The 19,051-nt window shown below is 45.9% G+C and carries 18 protein-coding genes and 1 pseudogene; 8 read left to right on the forward strand and 11 right to left on the reverse strand.

The features are described from left to right. Positions 1 to 252 precede the first annotated feature (252 nt). Positions 253 to 521, reverse strand: a pseudogene (locus ACXN9U_RS11320) (transporter); the annotation flags it as partial. Positions 522 to 776: 255 nt separating this feature from the next. Between ACXN9U_RS11320 and gabP the strand changes: the two are divergent. From gabP to ACXN9U_RS11340, 4 genes are all read left to right on the forward strand, one after another. After that, positions 777 to 2,162 carry a GABA permease gene (gene gabP / locus ACXN9U_RS11325; protein ID WP_060963417.1) on the forward strand — a complete coding sequence of 462 codons (1,386 nt, stop codon included), beginning with the start codon at positions 777 to 779 and terminating at the stop codon, positions 2,160 to 2,162. 108 nt (positions 2,163 to 2,270) lie between these two features. Beyond that, positions 2,271 to 3,809, forward strand: a complete 1,539-nt coding sequence (cotA, locus tag ACXN9U_RS11330; protein WP_489201673.1) for an outer spore coat copper-dependent laccase CotA — start codon at positions 2,271 to 2,273, stop codon at positions 3,807 to 3,809. A 205-nt stretch (positions 3,810 to 4,014) separates the two neighbouring features. After that, positions 4,015 to 4,230 carry a cold-shock protein gene (locus ACXN9U_RS11335; protein ID WP_029575254.1) on the forward strand — a complete coding sequence of 72 codons (216 nt, stop codon included), beginning with the start codon at positions 4,015 to 4,017 and terminating at the stop codon, positions 4,228 to 4,230. 98 nt (positions 4,231 to 4,328) lie between these two features. Then, positions 4,329 to 4,487 (forward strand): hypothetical protein, encoded by a 159-nt coding sequence (locus ACXN9U_RS11340; RefSeq protein ID WP_047476356.1) that lies wholly within the window; start codon positions 4,329 to 4,331, stop codon positions 4,485 to 4,487. A 33-nt stretch (positions 4,488 to 4,520) separates the two neighbouring features. On the opposite strand, the gene ACXN9U_RS11345 is transcribed toward ACXN9U_RS11340, so the two are convergent. Next, positions 4,521 to 5,564, reverse strand: coding sequence for a TolB family protein (locus ACXN9U_RS11345; protein ID WP_095241931.1), 1,044 nt, complete (start codon positions 5,562 to 5,564; stop codon positions 4,521 to 4,523). A gap of 65 nt (positions 5,565 to 5,629) precedes the next feature. Then, positions 5,630 to 5,998: a cell wall metabolism protein WalM gene (gene walM / locus ACXN9U_RS11350; protein ID WP_016937044.1), complete on the reverse strand. Its 369-nt coding sequence runs from the start codon at positions 5,996 to 5,998 to the stop codon at positions 5,630 to 5,632. A 360-nt stretch (positions 5,999 to 6,358) separates the two neighbouring features. Here walM and ACXN9U_RS11355 point away from each other — a divergent pair, with 360 nt between their 5' ends. The 4 genes from ACXN9U_RS11355 (at position 6,359) to ACXN9U_RS11370 (ending at position 11,144) form a co-directional block, all read left to right on the forward strand. Next, positions 6,359 to 7,399, forward strand: coding sequence for a 2,3-butanediol dehydrogenase (locus ACXN9U_RS11355; protein WP_060963420.1), 1,041 nt, complete (start codon positions 6,359 to 6,361; stop codon positions 7,397 to 7,399). Positions 7,400 to 7,588: 189 nt separating this feature from the next. Next, positions 7,589 to 8,086 (forward strand): RNA polymerase sigma factor SigV, encoded by a 498-nt coding sequence (sigV, locus tag ACXN9U_RS11360; RefSeq protein ID WP_045926857.1) that lies wholly within the window; start codon positions 7,589 to 7,591, stop codon positions 8,084 to 8,086. Then, the gene (rsiV, locus tag ACXN9U_RS11365; protein ID WP_060963421.1) at positions 8,086 to 8,946 is read left to right on the forward strand and encodes an anti-sigma-V factor RsiV; all 861 of its coding nucleotides are present in this window, start codon (positions 8,086 to 8,088) and stop codon (positions 8,944 to 8,946) included. The genes sigV and rsiV overlap by 1 nt, the downstream gene beginning before the upstream one ends. A gap of 266 nt (positions 8,947 to 9,212) precedes the next feature. After that, positions 9,213 to 11,144: an acyltransferase family protein gene (locus ACXN9U_RS11370; RefSeq protein ID WP_060963422.1), complete on the forward strand. Its 1,932-nt coding sequence runs from the start codon at positions 9,213 to 9,215 to the stop codon at positions 11,142 to 11,144. 41 nt (positions 11,145 to 11,185) lie between these two features. Here the strand turns inward: ACXN9U_RS11370 and ACXN9U_RS11375 are convergent, their stop codons facing one another. From ACXN9U_RS11375 to gutB, 8 genes are all read right to left on the reverse strand, one after another. Beyond that, on the reverse strand, positions 11,186 to 12,190 hold the full coding sequence (locus tag ACXN9U_RS11375) for an SPFH domain-containing protein (protein ID WP_060963423.1): 1,005 nt from the start codon (positions 12,188 to 12,190) through the stop codon (positions 11,186 to 11,188). A 26-nt stretch (positions 12,191 to 12,216) separates the two neighbouring features. Next, a complete protein-coding gene (locus ACXN9U_RS11380; protein ID WP_047476350.1) occupies positions 12,217 to 12,978 on the reverse strand; it encodes a TPM domain-containing protein in 762 nt (253 codons plus the stop codon). Continuing rightward, a complete protein-coding gene (locus ACXN9U_RS11385; RefSeq protein WP_489201674.1) occupies positions 12,978 to 14,003 on the reverse strand; it encodes a TFIIB-type zinc ribbon-containing protein in 1,026 nt (341 codons plus the stop codon). The genes ACXN9U_RS11380 and ACXN9U_RS11385 overlap by 1 nt, the downstream gene beginning before the upstream one ends. 50 nt (positions 14,004 to 14,053) lie before the next feature. Then, entirely contained in the window at positions 14,054 to 14,740 is a 687-nt protein-coding gene (locus tag ACXN9U_RS11390; protein WP_060963426.1) for a PspA/IM30 family protein, read from the reverse strand. Positions 14,741 to 14,855: 115 nt separating this feature from the next. Then, on the reverse strand, positions 14,856 to 15,173 hold the full coding sequence (locus ACXN9U_RS11395) for a YjdJ family protein (RefSeq protein WP_060963427.1): 318 nt from the start codon (positions 15,171 to 15,173) through the stop codon (positions 14,856 to 14,858). 232 nt (positions 15,174 to 15,405) lie between these two features. Then, positions 15,406 to 16,368, reverse strand: coding sequence for a carbohydrate kinase family protein (locus ACXN9U_RS11400; RefSeq protein WP_438421341.1), 963 nt, complete (start codon positions 16,366 to 16,368; stop codon positions 15,406 to 15,408). A 101-nt stretch (positions 16,369 to 16,469) separates the two neighbouring features. Then, positions 16,470 to 17,846, reverse strand: a complete 1,377-nt coding sequence (locus ACXN9U_RS11405) for an MFS transporter (protein WP_060965070.1) — start codon at positions 17,844 to 17,846, stop codon at positions 16,470 to 16,472. A gap of 73 nt (positions 17,847 to 17,919) precedes the next feature. Beyond that, complete coding sequence (gutB, locus tag ACXN9U_RS11410; protein ID WP_489201675.1) at positions 17,920 to 18,981, reverse strand: sorbitol dehydrogenase; 1,062 nt, start codon at positions 18,979 to 18,981, stop codon at positions 17,920 to 17,922. Positions 18,982 to 19,051: the final 70 nt, after the last annotated feature.

The following is a 19,051-nucleotide window of genomic DNA, read 5'->3' on the forward strand; positions in this document are numbered from 1 at the left end:
TAAATAAACATAATTAACCTTTAAATTTAATTACAAAAATAAGAATAAATTGTATATTTGTAATTAAATACATTTACAGAAAACAGATTATTATAACGAAATGATTCTGTCAATTAAAAATATATTAAATAGTCCAAATTATCTGTTCTCTCCTGTAATTCCGATAACGTGCTGATACTGACGAATGCCTCGAAATTTATTATCACCAGTTTCCTAATATTGTCTGGCAGACTACAAACATCAGGGCTGCATGCCCGCTGTCGTCCAAGCTTTTGGCATCTCTTGTCTAGCAGAAAATATAGATTCCAACAGCACTAGCAGTCCGACAACCATCACAATAAAAGATTCAATAAGCGATGCGATCGTTTCCGCCCGAAAGCGGCCGTGAATGGATGCGATTATCACAGCCACCGAAACAATAATGTCAGTTATTATTAAACCTCTGCAGTAAGTGCTTCTGAGTGAAAAACATAACCGATGATCTTTGCAGATAGAACAGGATAAGCAGCAATAGTGACCATTGTCCCAGATTCTCCCTTTTTTCAGTTCATCTTATCTCTCCTTACCAAAAAACTCCTCTCTGCTCGTATTTTCCTATTAATGAGACACATCACTGAACCACAGTGGGTCTATAGAAACACCTTGCGTCATTTTCTGCGTACAGATGAGAAAAGAAGTCACATTTTCTCACATCATTAACAAATGTCTCATGCATGTATGATAGAATAATATTTGTCGGAATATTCAGCATAAAATAACCCAAAAGGAGGCAAAGAATGAATCAGCCTAATTCTTTATCGAAGGGATTAAAAACCCGGCATATGACCATGATTTCAATTGCCGGCGTGATCGGCGCCGGATTATTTGTCGGAAGCGGATCCGTCATTCATTCCACCGGACCCGGAGCGATTGTCTCCTACGCATTAGCAGGACTATTAGTGATTTTTATTATGAGGATGCTGGGGGAAATGTCCTCCGTCAATCCGACAAGCGGTTCGTTTTCACAGTACGCGCATGACGCCATCGGTCCATGGGCCGGTTATACCATTGGATGGCTGTATTGGTTTTTCTGGGTCATCGTCATTGCCATTGAAGCCATTGCGGGCGCCGGAATCATACAGTACTGGTTCCCTGGGATTCCGTTATGGCTGACGAGTCTGCTTCTGACCGTGCTATTAACACTGACGAATATTTATTCAGTTAAATCGTTCGGCGAATTTGAATACTGGCTTTCCTTAGTGAAGGTAGCGACGATCGTTGTCTTCTTAATCGCGGGATTTGCTTTCATTTTCGGAATCGTCCCCGGCAGCAAACCGGTCGGGCTGGAAAATCTGACAGGCAACGGCGGATTTCTCCCTAATGGCCCAAGTTCCGTTCTGCTCGGAATCGTCGTCGTCATTTTCTCTTTCATGGGATCTGAAATCGTCGCAATCGCAGCGGGAGAAACGTCAAACCCGGTCGAATCCGTCACAAAGGCGACCCGCTCAGTCGTCTGGAGGATCATTATTTTTTACGTCGGTTCCATTACGGTTGTGGTCACGCTGCTTCCGTGGGATTCAGCCAATATTTTGGAAAGCCCCTTCGTTGCCGTTTTGGGACATATCGGGGTTCCCGCAGCCGCTCAGATCATGAATTTCATTGTCCTGACAGCCGTTCTGTCCTGCCTGAACTCCGGGCTTTATACAACGTCACGGATGCTGTATTCACTGGCGGCGCGAAATGAAGCGCCGCGGCGTTTTATGAAACTGAGTAAAAGAGGCGTACCGGTCCAAGCCATTATCGCCGGCACCTTTTTCTCCTATATTGCCGTTGTCATGAACTACTTTTCTCCCGACTCCGTATTCTTATTTCTGGTCAATGCATCAGGGGCAATCGCACTGCTCGTCTATCTCGTCATCGCCGTCTCACATCTGAGAATGAGAAAGAAAATCGAACGGACAAATCCTGAATCTCTTAAAATCAAAATGTGGTGCTACCCATACTTAACCTACCTGACAATCATTGCTATTTGCGCCATCTTGTTATCTATGCTGTTTATCAGTTCAATGCGGTCTGAATTTCTGCTGACAGGATTTATTACACTGCTGGTGCTCGCCTCCTATGTATTCCGCAAAAAACAAAAACCGAAAGAGAGCGCTTCCGCAAACCGGGTTGCGCAATAACCGAAACACCCGTCCTCAAAAAAGGGCGGGTGTTTTTTTAACCAACTTGTTCCAGGCGGCATTATCTATAGTACAGGAATTCAATAAATGATAAGGACAGGATAAATAATGGCACTTGAAAAATTTGCAGATGAACTGCCGATTATCGAAACACTGGAGCCGCAGAAGAAATCAGACGGCAGCACGTATTACGAAGTCACAATGAAGGAATGCTTTCACAAGCTGCACCGCGATCTCCCGCCGACCCGGCTGTGGGGGTATAACGGTTTGTTTCCGGGCCCGACGATCGACGTCAACCAAGGTGAAAGCATTTATGTTAAATGGATGAATGACTTGCCAGATAAGCACTTTCTGCCCGTAGACCATACCATTCACCACTCAGAAAGCGGCCATCAGGAACCCGATGTCAGGACCGTCGTCCATTTACACGGAGGAGAAACGCCGCCTGACAGCGACGGCTATCCGGAAGCCTGGTTCACACGGGATTTTAAGGAAACGGGGCCTTATTTTGAAAAAGAGGTATACCATTATCCAAACAAACAGCGCGGGGCGCTATTATGGTATCACGACCATGCCATGGCAGCCACGAGGCTTAATGTGTACGCCGGACTTGCCGGGATGTATATCATCCGTGAGCGAAAAGAAAAGCAGCTGAAGCTTCCCGCCGGAGAGTACGACGTACCGCTTATGATTTTGGACCGCACGTTAAATGACGACGGTTCCTTGTCTTATCCGAGCGGGCCGGATAACCCTTCCGAAACGCTGCCCACCCCTTCAATCGTCCCGTTTCTTTGCGGAAATACCATTCTCGTCAACGGAAAAGCATGGCCGTATATGGAAGTTGAACCGCGGACATACCGTTTCCGCATTCTTAACGCCTCAAATATGAGAACATTTACTCTCTCGCTCAATAACGGCGGCCGGTTTATCCAAATCGGTTCTGACGGCGGACTGCTCCCCCGCTCTGTCAGAACACAGACCATCAGCTTAGCCCCGGCAGAGCGGTATGATGTGCTGATTGATTTCTCCGCTTTTGACGGAGAACATATCATTCTGACGAACGGCACCGGCTGCGGGGGCGACGTCAACCCGGATACCGACGCCAATGTCATGCAGTTCCGCGTCACAAAACCCCTGAAGGGAGAAGACACAAGCCGGAAGCCTAAATATCTTTCAGCCATGCCTGATGTGACCTCAAAACGAATACACAATATCAGGACGCTTAAACTCACAAATACGCAGGACAAATACGGCCGGCCGGTTTTGACGCTTAATAACAAGCGCTGGCATGATCCTGTGACAGAAGCGCCGAAGCTCGGCACAACGGAAATCTGGTCGATTATCAATCCGATGGGGGGAACCCATCCGATACACCTGCACCTTGTTTCCTTCCAAGTCCTTGACCGGCGTCCTTTTGACTTAGAGCGTTATAACAAATTCGGCGACATTGTGTATACGGGCCCCGCCGTCCCGCCTCCTCCAAGTGAAAAAGGCTGGAAAGACACCGTGCAGGCGCACTCGGGAGAAGTCATCAGAATCGCGGCGACATTCGCTCCTTACAGCGGACGCTACGTATGGCACTGTCATATTTTAGAGCATGAAGATTACGACATGATGAGACCGATGGACATCACGGATAAGCAGTAAACAAGAATCACCCCTTTTTCAGAAGGGGCTTTTTTTATTTATCCAAAAAGAAAAAATAAGAAGCTGCTTATTTGCATATACTGTAATAACAGGAAGACGATGCACCCTCATTGGAAATATGGATAGAAAAAGGAATTAGGAGATTAGGGAAAAGTATGAGACAATGAAGGAGTGCACGAAAATTCATAAGGGAAGAAGTGACTTTATGTCTTACTACAACAAACGTAATCAGGAACCGCTGCCTAAAGAAGATGTCAGTACGTGGGAATGCACGAAAGAGGACTGTATCGGCTGGAGCAGAAAGAATTTTGCCGGCACCGGCAGTGATACCCCGACTTGCCCCCTTTGCGGCAGTAAAATGATCGACGGCGTCCGTTCGTTGGTGAATCTCCAAAACAACAATCAAACGGCATCAAGTTAGACCTCCCTTTTACGAGTCTCAACATAGAGAAGGCCTCCATATCCCATGAGAGGCCTTTGCGTTATCATGTCCTTTTATGATGAAAAGGAGCAATGAACATGAAAAACGATCAGCAGCAAAAAGACCTGAAGGAAATGGCGAAACGGAAGAAAAAGAACCTTGCCGCACAGTCATTCATCGAAACACTCCATTTTGCCGTTCCGATTCTCCGTTTTTTCAAATGGCTCGCCTCAGCCGCAGCCAGCTTTGTTTATTAAAAAACACCCAGCTGGCGCTGAGTGTTTTTTTCATTATTGGATAACGGAAAAGCTGTTGATAATGCCGCTGTCATTTTCCCAGACTTTTTCACATTTTTTCGTATCCAAATGATAAGCATAAATGGTCCGGACCTTCGCGTTCCGCCCCGTTTCATCCTTCAAGCGCTTAGCGCCTTTGGCTTCCGCCATGAAATAAATGATGCTGCCGTCTTTAGAAAACTGCGGCTGGGCATCTATCAGCGGAGAGAAATCCTTCCCGTTTGTAATAATCGTTTCATCTTTTTTCGTTTTGACATTCATCAGACGGATGGACGCTTTTTGTTCCGTCCCTTTTTGTGTATAAGATGTAAAGACAAGGTTCTTTCCGTCCGGTGACATCGCGACGTCGCTGATAAACTGTTCAAGATTGGTCAGATCCTGAAGGTTTTTGCCCGCCCCTGCTGCAAACCGGATATTCGTCGGTTCAGGGTCAATCCCCTTCTCATTTGCCTCATCCGTTTTTTTATAATCCTCTTTAACGGAATAATGCAGAAGCGCAAAATCGTTTTGGCTGCGGTTATAAAAGAAACTGCTCACACTGTCGTCTTTCTCATCCGCCGCCGGATACAGATTTTGATAACGCTTCGTTTTCAAATCAAAAGATGCGAGACGGAAAATATCTTCATCCGCTTTACCGAGACGGAAATAAATGTGCGTCAGGTCCTTTGATAAAAACAGACTGTCAGCGCTCGCCGATCCTTTATAAAGCACCGTCTTCTTTTTCGTCTTCAGATCAAGCTTATACAGACGCATTTCATTTTGATCATTATTACCGACAAAATAGAGCGCCTGGTGAGCGTCATCCAGCGCAAACGCCGGATATGCCGAAAGCTTTTCCTCGTACAGCATGCGGCTGTCTTCGTAATATTTCGTCATCAGATCTTTGTCTGTAAGCGAAACAAGCAGCTTGTCATGGCCGCCGGAAACAACGGCTTTTCCGCCGCTGCCGCTTTTTCCTTTGATCAGCAGAACGGCTCCGATGACGGCCGCCGCCAAAACAGCGGCTGCGAGGATCCAAATCCATCGTTTCTTCTTCATTATCAATCTCTCCGTCAATCAGAAAAAGCAAGAATCAGTCTCCTTGCTTTTTAAGATGGTCTATTTTAATAGCTGTAATGTCCGGATACTCTTCCTTTGCTTAACGGATATCCGAGCGCTTTGAACGCTTTCGGGCTGACATCCAATACGGCATTCGGCAGACGGCCTACATCATTTTTGTATACTGTGATAACCTTTTTCGGTTTTGATTTCGCATAAGCTCTGATTTTCGTTCCGTTTCTCGGAACGTCAAATCCTAATTTTGTCGCGCAATCCCAGTGTCCCAGTTTTTTACCGGACGATCCTTTTTTACCGACTCCATTATACCATGTAATATTTCCGTTCACTTTTTTAGCACTTGCATCAGAAGAGAAACTGATCGCTCCCAGCGTGCTTCCTGCTAAAATCAATAAGGCTAAGAATAACTTCTTCAAGCTTTCATCCTCCTGATTCTTTATTCTAGGCAAAATTATACACCAAGAAGACGTTTATAATATTTCAATCACTTTACATGTTCATTACAACGTGACGGAGACACGCACTCAATTGATGACACAAACTTCTGTTCTATATAATTCCATGGTAAATTATACTACAAAATTTAATACATTAGCGTTATAATATTCATAGAGTATTTCTGCATTCAATATGGACTTTTTATAAGGCCTATTGATAGTTGCGTAATATGATATAGTTTGTGAAATCAGGCTTCAGGAAGCATTTCTTCCTTTTAACCGTGGTTCATATTGATCATGTACCTATACTCGTTTCTATCAGACTAGGAGTGATAATCAATGAAAGCGGCAAGATGGCACAATCAAAAAGACATTCGAATCGAAAACATTGATGAACCTAAAGCAGAACCGGGAAAAGTCAAAATTAAAGTCAAATGGTGCGGGATTTGCGGAAGCGACCTTCATGAATATCTGGGAGGCCCGATCTTTATTCCGGTCGGCAAACCTCATCCGTTAACAAACGAAATGGCGCCCGTCACGATGGGTCACGAATTCTCAGGAGAAGTCGTGGAAGTAGGAGAAGGCGTCAAAAATTACAGCGTCGGCGACCGTGTCGTCGTGGAACCGATTTTTGCCACACACGGACATCAGGGAGCCTATAACCTTGATGAACAAATGGGATTCTTAGGCTTAGCCGGAGGCGGCGGCGGATTTTCTGAATATGTGTCCGTTGACGAAGAATTGCTGTTTAAGCTTCCTGAAGAGCTTTCTTACGAACAGGGCGCGCTTGTTGAGCCGTCAGCGGTAGCGCTTTACGCCGTCCGCCAAAGCAAATTAAAAGCGGGCGACACGGCAGCCGTTTTTGGCTGCGGACCGATCGGACTGCTTGTGATTGAAGCCCTGAAAGCGGCCGGCGCAACGGATATTTACGCGGTCGAACTTTCACCGGAACGTCAGGAAAAAGCGAAAGAACTCGGCGCTATCATCATTGATCCGTCAAAAACGGACGATGTCGTTGAAGAAATCGCTAAACGCACAAACGGCGGCGTTGACGTTTCTTATGAAGTGACAGGCGTTCCTGTCGTTCTCCGCCAGGCGATCCAGTCAACAAACATTTCCGGTGAAACGGTTATCGTCAGCATCTGGGAAAAAGGAGCGGAAATCCATCCGAACGATATCGTCATCAAAGAACGGACCGTAAAAGGCATTATCGGATACCGTGATATCTTCCCTTCCGTTCTCGCACTGATGAAAGAAGGCTACTTCTCAGCAGATAAGCTCGTCACGAAAAAAATCGTGCTCGACGATTTGATTGAAGAAGGCTTCGGCGCTTTAATCAAAGAGAAAAACCAAGTGAAAATCTTAGTCAAACCGAACTAAGCCGTTTGGCAAAACACCATACACATTCGAAAAAGAGCCGTTCAGGCTCTTTTTTTTCGTCTCTTCCTCTTCCCTTCCTTTTCCTTTTAAAAATGATCCGCTCTGCGCAAACTATTTTTCACCCTGTCCCGTCTATCCTTAGGCAGCAGCCTATGATACGTATTTTTTAAAAAGGAGCCCTTTGAAGCAATGAAGAACGAAACAGCCAAAGCGTCGCTTGTGACGTGCATAACTGAGCGCAAAGAAGACTTTTACCGGCTTGCGTACAGTTATGTAAAGAACAAGGATGACGCGTTAGATATTGTTCAGGAATCAATTCAAAAAGCGTTGACATCGGTCGAATCCGTCAAAAACCCCGATGTGATCAAAAGCTGGTTTTATAAAATTTTAGTGCGCACGGCCATTGATTTTCTCCGCAAACAGAAAAAGCTTAAAGTGATGGACGATGAAACGATCGAGTTTTTAAGCCGCGGAAAGGAAGATCACTACAAAGACACAGACCTTCACGAAGCGCTTGACGACCTGCCGCATCCATATAAAACCATTATCATTCTGCGTTTCTTTGAAGACCTGAAATTAGAAGAAATCGCAGACATCACGGGGGAAAACATCAACACCGTTAAAACACGCCTTTACAGGGGGCTGAAGCTTATGCGCATTCAGCTGACGAAGGAGGATCTTTCTTAATGGAAAAGAGATTAGAGCAATTAAGGGAAGAGTACAAAAGTGTGCCCATTCCTAAAGAATTGGACAGCATTGTCGAAAAAGCCCTTCAGCCAAAACCGAAGAAAAAACGAATCGTGATGTGGCCGACATCCGCGGCAGTCGCTGCGGCAGTCTTATTTACCGCCGTTGTCAATATCAATCCGGATGCCGCACAGGCTATGTCCAAAATCCCCGTCATCGGCAAAGTCGTCCAAGCCATCACGTTCGTGGAGATGAAAGAAGAAAAGAACCAATCAAGCATTGATGTGAAAACACCCGCTCTGTCCGGCCTTTCCAATCATAAACTTGAAGACAGCATCAACCGGCATTATATGAAAGAAAGCAAAGAGCTGTATCAGGAATTTATGAAGGCGGCCTCAAAAAGCAAAAAAGGCCACCTCAGCATCTACAGCGATTATGAAACCGTGACTGATACAGCGGATCTGATCTCAATCCGCCGTGATATCGAAAAAACACAAGCTTCCGCTTATACGCAAAGCCGATACATCACGATTGATAAAAAAAATGAGGCCGTGCTTACGTTAAAGAGTTTATTCAAAGATGACCGTTATATCAAAGTGATCAGCCAAAATATTAAAGAACAAATGAAAAAACAGATGAAAGAAGACCCGAATAAAATATACTGGGTCGAAGATGATGATATGGCGGAGCCTTTCAAATCCATCCGCGCTGACCAAAACTTTTATATTACAGATCAGCACAAACTTGTCATCTCATTTGATGAATATGAAGCGGCACCCGGATATATGGGCGTTACAGAGTTTACAATACCGACCTCTGTCATCTCCAAACTGCTTGTCGGAGACCGCTATATCCGGTAAAAGAAAAAAATCCATGATATCCGCAGATCATGGATTTTTTCTTTTTCCCCGCAACAGCCATTGCGCAAGGGAACCCTTTCATATAACAGACGCCGGACAGGGGCAGAAAAGTTTAAGAGAATCAGAACATTTCATTCATTTTTTCTGAAACAAAATCCCCTTCCGGATGAGTCTATTTAACGGAACAAATGGAAGACTGTACAGAAATCTGCCATAGCCATCCGCAAAACAGCGAGAATTTCCGCACACATTATTGGAGGAATACCATGTCAGACAAGTCACTGCACCACCGCTATATTCCCGGACTGGATGGACTTCGCGCCTTTGCCGTCCTCGCCGTGATCGCATATCACCTGAATTTTAATTGGGCAGACGGCGGTTTCATTGGTGTTGATATCTTTTTTGTTTTATCGGGATATTTAATTACATCTATTATATTGCCTGCCCAAGGCAATGACATCACTCTCGATTTGCGTGATTTTTGGGTGCGCCGGATCAGACGGCTTCTGCCGGCGGCTTATCTCATGATTATCACGACAGTTATTTGGGTCGTACTGTTTAACAGCGAGCTCCTGCATACCGTACGCGGAGATGCGGTCTCCTCACTTTTTTACATAAGCAATTGGTGGTTTATCTTTCATAAACTTTCTTACTTCGACAGCTTCGGATCCCCTTCGCCATTAAAAAACCTGTGGTCGCTGGCGATTGAAGAACAGTTTTATATCATATGGCCCTTTTTGCTGCTTGCGGGAATGTACATATGTAAAACACGGGCCCGGCTTGCAGCCGCGGTCATGTTCCTCGCGTTTTGCTCAGCAGTCGCAATGAGTATGATGTATGTGCCCGGCGGAGATCCGAGCCGCGTTTATTACGGGACGGACACCCGTTCATTTGAATTGCTGATCGGCTGCGCTTTAGCTTTAGTATGGCCGATGAAACGATTATCTTCCAAACGGCTGCCGAGCAGCATGAAACACCTGCTTCACGGGGCAGAGCTTGCCGCCTTTGCCGCACTGGTGCTTTGCGTCTTTTACACGGATGAATATGAACCCTTCCTGTACAAAGGCGGCATGCTTTTGATCAGCATCACCGCAGCGGTTCTTGTTGCATGTATATGTCATCCGAGCAGCTTTATAGGATATGTCCTTTCATGGAAACCGCTTCGCTGGATCGGAACGAGATCATACGGAATCTATCTTTGGCATTACCCGGTTATCGTGCTGAGCACCCCGGTGCAGGAAATCGGAAATCCGGTTTATTGGCACTGCGCCGTCAGAATCGGCGCCACTTTCATTTTGGCCGAGCTTTCTTATCATTTCATTGAGAAACCGATCCGCACTGCGGGCTTCCGGCCTTTTTTACGCCGCGTGTTTCTGAACCGCTTTTTGGAATGGAAGACGGCCTCTGTCATCAGCAGAATGTCGCTCGGCCTCATTCTTGCCGCCATTCTCGTATTTGCGGGCGGGCTGTCAGGGATAGCCGAAGAGAAAAAACAGCCGCAATGGACGTACGCGCAAAGCGAGCAGCAAGAAACAGCCGTCGCTTCGCACAAAACGGCCGATCACAATCAACCTGCTAAAGAAGATGACAGCAAGAAAAAACACGGCGGCGAAAAAACGGATACCGCATCAGACAACAACAAGAATAAACCAACAGGCAAATCAGATACGAAGAAGACGAAACACAAAAAGGAACAGTCATCTCAAAAAACGGCTGATCCAAAACAAACACAGCCTCAGCAAGACGTGCTGGCCATCGGTGACTCGGTGATGCTGGACATTGCGTCATACCTGCGGCAGTCCCTTCCTCATGTCACCATCGACGGAAAGGTAGGAAGACAAGTCTCTCAAGCACTCCGGCTCACTTCGGAATATGCATCATTTAATCAGCCGGACAAAGCGGTCATCATCGAGTTAGGAACGAACGGCTATTTCACAAACAGCCAAATTGAATCATTGATCAGCTCCTTCTCAAAAGCCGATATCTATCTTGTCAACACACGTGTGCCCCGGCAGTGGGAAAGCAAAGTAAACGAGTCATTGCGCCGGCAGGCCGAGTCACGCAAGAATGTGACCCTTGTCGATTGGCACGCAAAAGCATTGCAGCACCCTGAATACTTCACACCAGACGGCGTCCATCTCATACCCGAGGGATCAAAAGCGCTGACATCCCTCATCGTTCAAACAATGAAATCATGACAAAAAAAGAGGCCCCCAAAAGGCCTCTTTTTCGTATATCGTCAGGCAAGCTTCTGTCCGCAATTCGGGCAAAAATTCGCGCCTTCCGTTTTCGTTCCGCAGTTCGGACAAAATTTCGGCTTAGCCGCTCCTTCCGAGCCGTTTGCCTGCGCCGCCCCCTGATTTTGCTGACTTTGATTCTGCTGCGGCTGGTTCTGCTGATTTTGATTCATTTGGTTCATCATTTGATTGGCCATATTCATTCCCATCATCATGCCCGCCATGTCAGAGGCAGCACCGCTTCCGCTCATTTTGCCGGATGACATTCCGTCCGTCATGGAAATCTGCTGATAGCGGTTCACATCGCCCACCATGCCGAAAGAAGCGTTTTTCGTAATCATATCCTGCACTTCCTGCGGATAGTTAAAGCTCATAATATTGAAGCCCGTAATCGACATCCCGTCTCCGATCAGCTGCATATCAAGGTCTTCTTGAATGCCTTTTCCGATTTCAAATGAATTCGACTGCAGATTGAACATGTCTTTTCCTTCTTTTGTGATCCATTTCATCAAAAGCTGATCGAGAATAGACGTAATCCGGATTTTAATGTCATCCACTAAATAGCTGTCCTTGACACCCGCAATCTTATCAATCAATCCGATGTAGTCAATGACCTTGAAGTTAAATGTGCCGTTTGCTCGGATCGGCATACCGCCCGGCATTCCCGCCGCCGGAATGTTAATGGCGTTTTTCGTGCCCCACTTCACCGTGAACTCCTTCGTATTCACAAACAGAACTTCAGCCCGCATGCCGCTGTTAAAGCCAAACTTAAATCCTTTTAATGTCGATAGAAACGGAATGATTTCTGATTCGATATCATAATCGCCGTCATCACGGAAAATCCCTTCAATCTTTCCGTTGTATAAAAAGATGGCATCCTGCCCCGGCCGGATGATCAGACGGCTGCCTTTTTTAATTTCACGGTTGTTCCATTTATAAAAAACCATGTCGTCTCTGAATTCTTCCCATTCCACCACATTTGCTAACTGATTTCTGAAAAAGCCCATGTATGTTCAAATCCTTTACGTTAAATTTAAAAGCTTCCCTTGCTTCCGCTGTAAGACGTGCCGCCTCTCGTGACTCCGCCGTCATTGTCATTATCTTTGTCAGGCTTTCTTTCTCTTGTCACGTCCGTTCGGATATATGTGTCGTGCTGGTCCAGCACTTCAGACGTATCGTGATCCATATACGTGCTTCCGGTGACGGTGACCCTGCCGCCGGAATTGTACACCATCACTGTGACGGCGATACCGGCTGCGGCTGCGGCGATAATCAGCTGAAACCACCATGTGAGCAGCAGATTGTCAGACTTGCTGTCCGGGCTTTTCCCCATATCTTTATAAGACATTTTAATGTAGGTCTGAAATGCCTTTTCATAATGACCTGCGGAAATGTCTGACGAAATCGTATTCCTGATCGTATTCAGCCGGCTGCTGTTCAAATACGTCTCCGCCTTTTTATACCCGGAGATAAACACTTCCCGGTCCTTCATATCAATGGTCAATATCGCCGTGCTTCCGCTAAAATGACTGTCATAAAAATCACCGGCATACTGCTCGATGTCCTTACCGCCCGTTCCGTTTGCGGTAAGAATGATAAAATCGGTATGGCGCTTTGCCCCGAGCTTCCCCGCCAATTCCTCAAGTTTCTTCGTTTCATCCTTCGTTAATAAATGAGCATTGTCATAAACGTATTGCTTCTGTTCCGCAGCAGACGCTGTTGTATGTAAAGAAAAAGACAGCATCAGAAAAAGGACGAAGCACAAGAGACACGCTTTTTTCATCGATCCTCTCATCAAAAACCGCCTCCTATCATAAGGGAGACAAGTCTTAATGCTAAAAACGCACCGGCGGTTATGCCGCCGAACCACGCGGCCACTTTTCCGGCGCTGATCGGCGGTTTGCCGACAACCTTGCCCGTCTGCCCGTTCATTGCGAAAATATGTTCAGTCCGTTCAAAATCGTAGCTGACCATCCAGACCGGAAGCAGTACGTAAAAGCTGCTGATCTTATCCGTCTGAATCTGTTCATCCGTTATGTCAGCCGTCGTATAGCCGGAGAAGGTGGATCTGACATAAGAATCAATATAATGGCTGATTTTATCCTTCGCCCGCGGAAAGAGATCGTCATCGGTATAATTGTACTTTTCCGCTATATAGCCAGCTAAATAAGCCGTATTAAACTCCTTCAGCTCACTGTAAGCGTAAGGCTCCAATTTGTCCATTAATTCATCATTCATTTTTTCTGAAGCGTCGACCGGTATTTTGAGATAATCGAGATTGATATCACGATACGCGTTGTAATACTCAGTCTCAGTCACCCGGTATTCTCCTTCATCATAATGATGCACTCTCGTACAAACGGCATTGACCTGAACCTTGCTGTTTAAGTCAAACATCCAAAACGGCACGTACATACCGGTTATGCTCTTCACCCGATCGGCAGTCATAAATCCCCTCGGTGTCAGCCGGCCGTTTCGGCACCACTTTTTAAAAGCGCTCATGGCCTCTTCTTTACTGATCGTAAAAGGAATCACCATGGAAGGCGCGAGGTTTCCTGATAATCGGTCGGCGAGAACGGCGGCTCCTCCGCAAAATCCGCACGTTGTGGCCGTCGTTTCCGCCTCAGTCATCAGAACCGCGCCGCAGTTCTCACAGCGGTACTCGTTCGCCTCATTTTCGGAAAATCTCGTCGTAATATACTCCTTTGGCAGGCTTTCAATCTGATCCTGCCGCCCGCAGCTGTGACACGTCAGCATGCCGGATGAACTGTCAAAGACCATATCATCTCCGCAGTTCGGGCATTTATAAGAAATGATCATTCTGTTTCTCTCACTTTCTCTTTATATCGGACAAAGCTGCAGCCCGCTTTCTATTGGTCTTTACTGAAAAGCATTTTCTGCTTGAGCGCCGCCAGTTCATCATCAACACTGCTTTGATTGCTGTCATATTTAGCCGTCAGCTCGTCAATATCGTCTTTCGGAGACGCGTTCAGCTCCGCCATCGCATTGGCATGATCAAGCGCCCGGTTGACCTTGTCTTCCATTCTGCCAAAAGCGGTCAGCGATTGGCCCGCATTTGACACAGAGGACCCCAGTTTATTCATTCTTTCCTGTGTTTTCGCCACAGACCACTTCGCTTTGATGGCATTTCGCCGCGACTCAAGCTCTCCGATATCAGCAACAAGCTTGTCATGCATTTTGCGCATTTGAGACGCGTTGGAAGAAGCGAGCTGATAAGCTGTTTGCAGCTCAGTCAGTCTTGATTCAACAGCCGCTTTCCTTTCCAAAAATGTCCGCGCATCGGCTTCATTTCCTGCCTGTAAAGCTTTCATCGCGTAGCTTTCCATCTTTTCGGCATCGGCCTGACATTCCGTTAACGCTCTTTTCGCCCGCTGTTCCTCAGCCATGACAGAAGCCGTCTCCGCCTTCACTTTTCCTAAATCACTGTTCAGATTCCGCAAATATTGATCAACCATTTTCTCAGGGTTTTCAGCTTTATCCAGCAACGCATTGATATTACTTGACATAATGTCTTTAAATCTTCCTAAAATACTCATTTTTCATTTTCCTCCTAAAGTTAAATAGTAACAAATTCACAGTTATATATACTGATTTTTTTCGAAAAAAGTTTCAATTTCTCATGAATTTATGTATTTTTATATGAAAATAGTCTCATCGAGCCCGTTTTTGCCGGCGGATATTCTTCATGACCAGATACAGTGAAAACAAAAAATAAATAAACAGCCCGATCATCAATCCGCTCACTAACGGATAATGCTTAGCAGAATACACGAAGAAATCCAGCTGCGATATCTGCTCGGGCCTTGTAATTGTATCCGTCCCATTCAGCAGCTTTGAAAATTTAGCCGTATAATTCCAATCAAACGAATCAGAAACAAGCTCACTCCCCTGATACCAATTCACAGCAGCGAGACAGAAAAAACAAAAAACAGAAAACGCGCATTGCACAATAAGAAAAATATGTTTCATGAACATTCCTCCGCAGTCCAATATTTAAAGACCGTCACCCTGTACATGACGGCAGCAGCAGAAACTTGGTTTTACTCGGGATCTGATAAAAACGTTATTGTATGTACTTCACAATGGTTCAATTTACTGGATATCTCTATAGAGTATACCGTATATCGAAAAGGGTTTCAGTCCTAAATAAAAAAGGATGCTTCCCGAAGTCCGATGACTTTCAAGAAACATCCTCCATATTTTAAAGTGATACTTCAACCTCTTTTAAGGTCGGCAAAGCATCGATCGCACCGATTTTGGTGCACACGAGCGCCCCTGCCTTATTGGCAAATGAGACAATATCACGCAGCTTCGCAAAATCAGCGGCTGCCGTCTGAATCTCATCAATGCGCGCCAGCTGATACAGCGCCGCTCCGACAAACGCATCTCCCGCTCCCGTTGAATCTATTGATGTCACCGGAATACTCGGAATGATGTCAAGATCCTTTCCATTTGAAAGAAGGGTCCCGCTTTTTCCGAGTGTCACCGCCACAATGCCGGCCCCGATCTCATGAAGGATCGCAACACCTTCTTTATGATCCTTCGCACCGCTGATGATCTCAAGCTCCTCGTCACTGACTTTCACAAAATCACTTACGGCAATTGCTTTTTTTGCGGTGTTTATAAACTCTGAAACTCTTCCCTTCCATAAATCCTCCCGGTAGTTAGGATCGAAGGAAACAAACTGTCCATTGTCTTTCGCAATCGACATCAGCCGTAAATAGGCTGAGCAAAACGGATCTGATAACAGTGCCGTCGCTGAGCCGAAATGAAGGATTTTCGCATCGTTGACCCTTTCCTGATCAATATCCTCAAGCGTAAACAAAGCGTCCGCTCCTCTGTTAAACACAAAGTCGCGCTCCCCATTTTGTTTTAATGAAACAAACGCCAGCGTTGTAGGCGCTTTCTCATCCATGACGAGCATAGAGGTATCGACGTGTACGGCGTCTAATGTCTGCTTCAGAAAATACCCGAACGGATCCTTGCCTGTTTTTCCGCTGAAAGCCGCGTCTCCGCCCAGTTTGGCAATCGCTGCCGACACATTCGCCGGTGCCCCGCCGGCACTTTTTAAGAAATTGCGCCCTTCCGTCAAATCGACATCCACATCGGTACAAAAGAAATCAATTAATAATTCTCCAATACAAATAACAGATTGGCTTCCCACATTATCACACTCATTTATCAATTCTCGATTATAGTTTCAGTATAGTGCTTTCTGTCATAAATACAACCGTTTACATTGAATATTTTAAATTTTACATATACTTATCTTGCAGCTCTTTGCTCCAGATCAGACATCATCTGCTGATATTTTTTTTCAGTTAAAGGATAAAAAGAAATAAGAATAATGGACAGCAGAATGAACAATCCCGGGATGAGCGCATTCATATTTTTAATCGCATTCAATGACGATGCCGCCTGTTCGGTATTCGCGGCATACCCGGCGATTTCGAGATAAACGGCCGAAAATGACCCGGCTAACGCAACGCCGAGCTTATTGATAAAACTCATGCTCGATATCACCACGCCATCAGCCCGGACTCCGGTTTTCCATTCCGCATAATCGACACAATCGGCAACCATTCCCCAAGCAAGGGTATTCAAAGGCGTCGTGAAAAATCCAGAAACGAAAAGCCAAAAGAAAATAAGCGGAATCGAGGAATACGATGTAAACTGAAGGCCCGCATAAGAAATCAGCGATAGCGCCGCCGTGATGATCATGACCTGCTTCCGGCCCCGCTTCTCAGCAAAGAAAGGAATAAACAGATTGCTGATCAGCGCCGCTCCGAAAAACAATACGGTTCCTAAAAACACAAATTCCTTATGGCTGACGTTATACGTAAAATAGTACACCATCGTGCTGAGCTTAATGTTAAACCCGATCGCAAACGCTAAAAATGAAGAAACCAAAATAAGCAAAGGCTTATTTCTGAACAAAACAGATAACGTTTTTTTCATTCCTTGTTTTTTTCTTTTTTCAGGCTGAATCCGCTCCCGTACAGTAAAGAAACTGAACAGATTCAATGCGATGCTCACCGCCGCATAAATAAGCGCCGTCATCTGGAAACCAAACGCCTGGTCTTTCCCGCCGATGGCGTCCGCAAGCGGTGCCGCACAGGAAATCGATAACAGAATTCCGATATAAACCAAAATCATCCGTGTCGTCGTCAAAACCGTCCGTTCCTCCACGGAATTCGTCATCCGCCCCGTTAAGCTGTTGACCGGGATCGTCTGCATGCTAAAGGACATCCCAAGCAGAATATAGGTGATGTACGCGTATACCATGTTTCCCGTCTCGCCGAAATGAGGGGTCGTGAAGCATAAGAACGTAAATAGCGCAAAAGGAAACGCCACCCACAGCAGATACGGCCTTGCCTTCCCCCATCTAGTATTCGTCTTGTCTAAAATCACACCCATAATCGGGTCAAAAATAGCGTCCAGCACCCTTACGATCAGAAACAAAGCTGCAATAACCGCAGGCTTAATGCCGCCGACGTCTGTATAGTAGAATAATAAGTATGCGTTTACAAACTGAAAGATCATATTGTACGACATATCGCCGAATCCGTATCCGATCCGTTCCATCCAGGACAGGCCGCGATGTTTCATCTTTATTGCCGCTGCTTTTTCTGTTTCAATCATCATATCCCACCCCAAGAATCCGTTTTCATTTTTGATAAGCAAGAGGGAGAATGCAAAGATCCTCCCCGTTCACTCAGCGATTTGGATACACCATCACTTTTAAGCATTCATTTTTGTATTGAAGGGCGCGTTCCATCGCCTCTTGCGTCTGCTCAAGCGGATATTGGTCCGTTACAAGATGCTTCGTGTCCACAATGCCGGAAGCGAGAAATTCAATTCCCTTCGGATACGTATTGGCATAACGGAAGATTCCGTATATATCAATCTCGTTATCTGCAATAAACGGCACATTGAGCGGAATCTCGTTCTGAGAAGGCAAACCGACAATCGCCAGTTTTCCGCCCCGGCGCACGGAAGCCAGTGCGGATTGCAATGCCGCCGGATTCCCCGCTGTTTCCCAGGCAGCATCAACACCTCTGTCATTTGTGATCGTTTTGATTTCTTCACCGACATCCTGTTCACAGACATTGATGACATGCGTCGCTCCTATTTTCTTCGCGGCATCTAACCGCAGCGGCTCCAAGTCGGTCACAATAATTGTGCCTGCCCCGTATGCTTTCGCTGCCGCAACAGCCATTAATCCAACAGGCCCCATTCCCATAATCGCAACTGTTGATCCGGGTTGAAGCTTCGTTCTCGCTGCTGCATGAATACCGACAGAAAACGGTTCAATCAAAGCCGCATCTTCATAGGAAAGTGAATCCGGAATCGAAAAAACAAAGTCCTGACGCATTTTGATGTATTGGACAAACGCGCCGTCAACCGGCGGCGTCGCCAAAAACTGTACATCCGGACAAAGATTATAACGCCCCTCCTTGCACGCCTCACAGCGTCCGCATGTGACACCCGGTTCGACAGCGACCCGGTCTCCTATTTTAAATTGATCGACAGACGATCCGACGGCGGCAATTTCTCCCGCGCATTCATGACCGAGGATAAATGGTTTTTCCACTACATAATTGCCGATTCTGCCATTTGTATAGTAATGCAGATCAGATCCGCAAATTCCGACAGCCACCACCTTTATCAATACTTCATCATGATTGATCTCAGGCACGGGCAATGTTTCGATTTTGATTTCTCTCGTGTTATGCATAACCGCCGCTTTCATGTTTTGAGGCACTGTGTGAGTCATTTGGCAAAATCCTTTCTCTGCTCTGAAATGTAAGTGCATACATTTTTGTTTTCTCTGTTACTGCCCCCAT

The sequence above is a fragment of the Bacillus sp. BACIII genome, from assembly GCF_057836745.1.

Coding starts and splice junctions, on each gene's coding strand:
- ACXN9U_RS11340 (WP_047476356.1), top strand. CDS start 4,329: ATGAAAAACGATCAGCAGCAAAAAGACCTGAAGGAAATGGCGAAACGG.
- ACXN9U_RS11405 (WP_060965070.1), bottom strand. CDS start 17,846: ATGATTGAAACAGAAAAAGCAGCGGCAATAAAGATGAAACATCGCGGC.
- cotA (WP_489201673.1), top strand. CDS start 2,271: ATGGCACTTGAAAAATTTGCAGATGAACTGCCGATTATCGAAACACTG.
- ACXN9U_RS11375 (WP_060963423.1), bottom strand. CDS start 12,190: ATGGGCTTTTTCAGAAATCAGTTAGCAAATGTGGTGGAATGGGAAGAA.
- rsiV (WP_060963421.1), top strand. CDS start 8,086: ATGGAAAAGAGATTAGAGCAATTAAGGGAAGAGTACAAAAGTGTGCCC.
- ACXN9U_RS11370 (WP_060963422.1), top strand. CDS start 9,213: ATGTCAGACAAGTCACTGCACCACCGCTATATTCCCGGACTGGATGGA.
- ACXN9U_RS11380 (WP_047476350.1), bottom strand. CDS start 12,978: ATGAGAGGATCGATGAAAAAAGCGTGTCTCTTGTGCTTCGTCCTTTTT.
- ACXN9U_RS11390 (WP_060963426.1), bottom strand. CDS start 14,740: ATGAGTATTTTAGGAAGATTTAAAGACATTATGTCAAGTAATATCAAT.
- ACXN9U_RS11355 (WP_060963420.1), top strand. CDS start 6,359: ATGAAAGCGGCAAGATGGCACAATCAAAAAGACATTCGAATCGAAAAC.
- sigV (WP_045926857.1), top strand. CDS start 7,589: ATGAAGAACGAAACAGCCAAAGCGTCGCTTGTGACGTGCATAACTGAG.
- ACXN9U_RS11395 (WP_060963427.1), bottom strand. CDS start 15,173: ATGAAACATATTTTTCTTATTGTGCAATGCGCGTTTTCTGTTTTTTGT.
- ACXN9U_RS11385 (WP_489201674.1), bottom strand. CDS start 14,003: ATGATCATTTCTTATAAATGCCCGAACTGCGGAGATGATATGGTCTTT.
- ACXN9U_RS11335 (WP_029575254.1), top strand. CDS start 4,015: ATGTCTTACTACAACAAACGTAATCAGGAACCGCTGCCTAAAGAAGAT.
- ACXN9U_RS11345 (WP_095241931.1), bottom strand. CDS start 5,564: ATGAAGAAGAAACGATGGATTTGGATCCTCGCAGCCGCTGTTTTGGCG.
- gutB (WP_489201675.1), bottom strand. CDS start 18,981: ATGACTCACACAGTGCCTCAAAACATGAAAGCGGCGGTTATGCATAAC.
- gabP (WP_060963417.1), top strand. CDS start 777: ATGAATCAGCCTAATTCTTTATCGAAGGGATTAAAAACCCGGCATATG.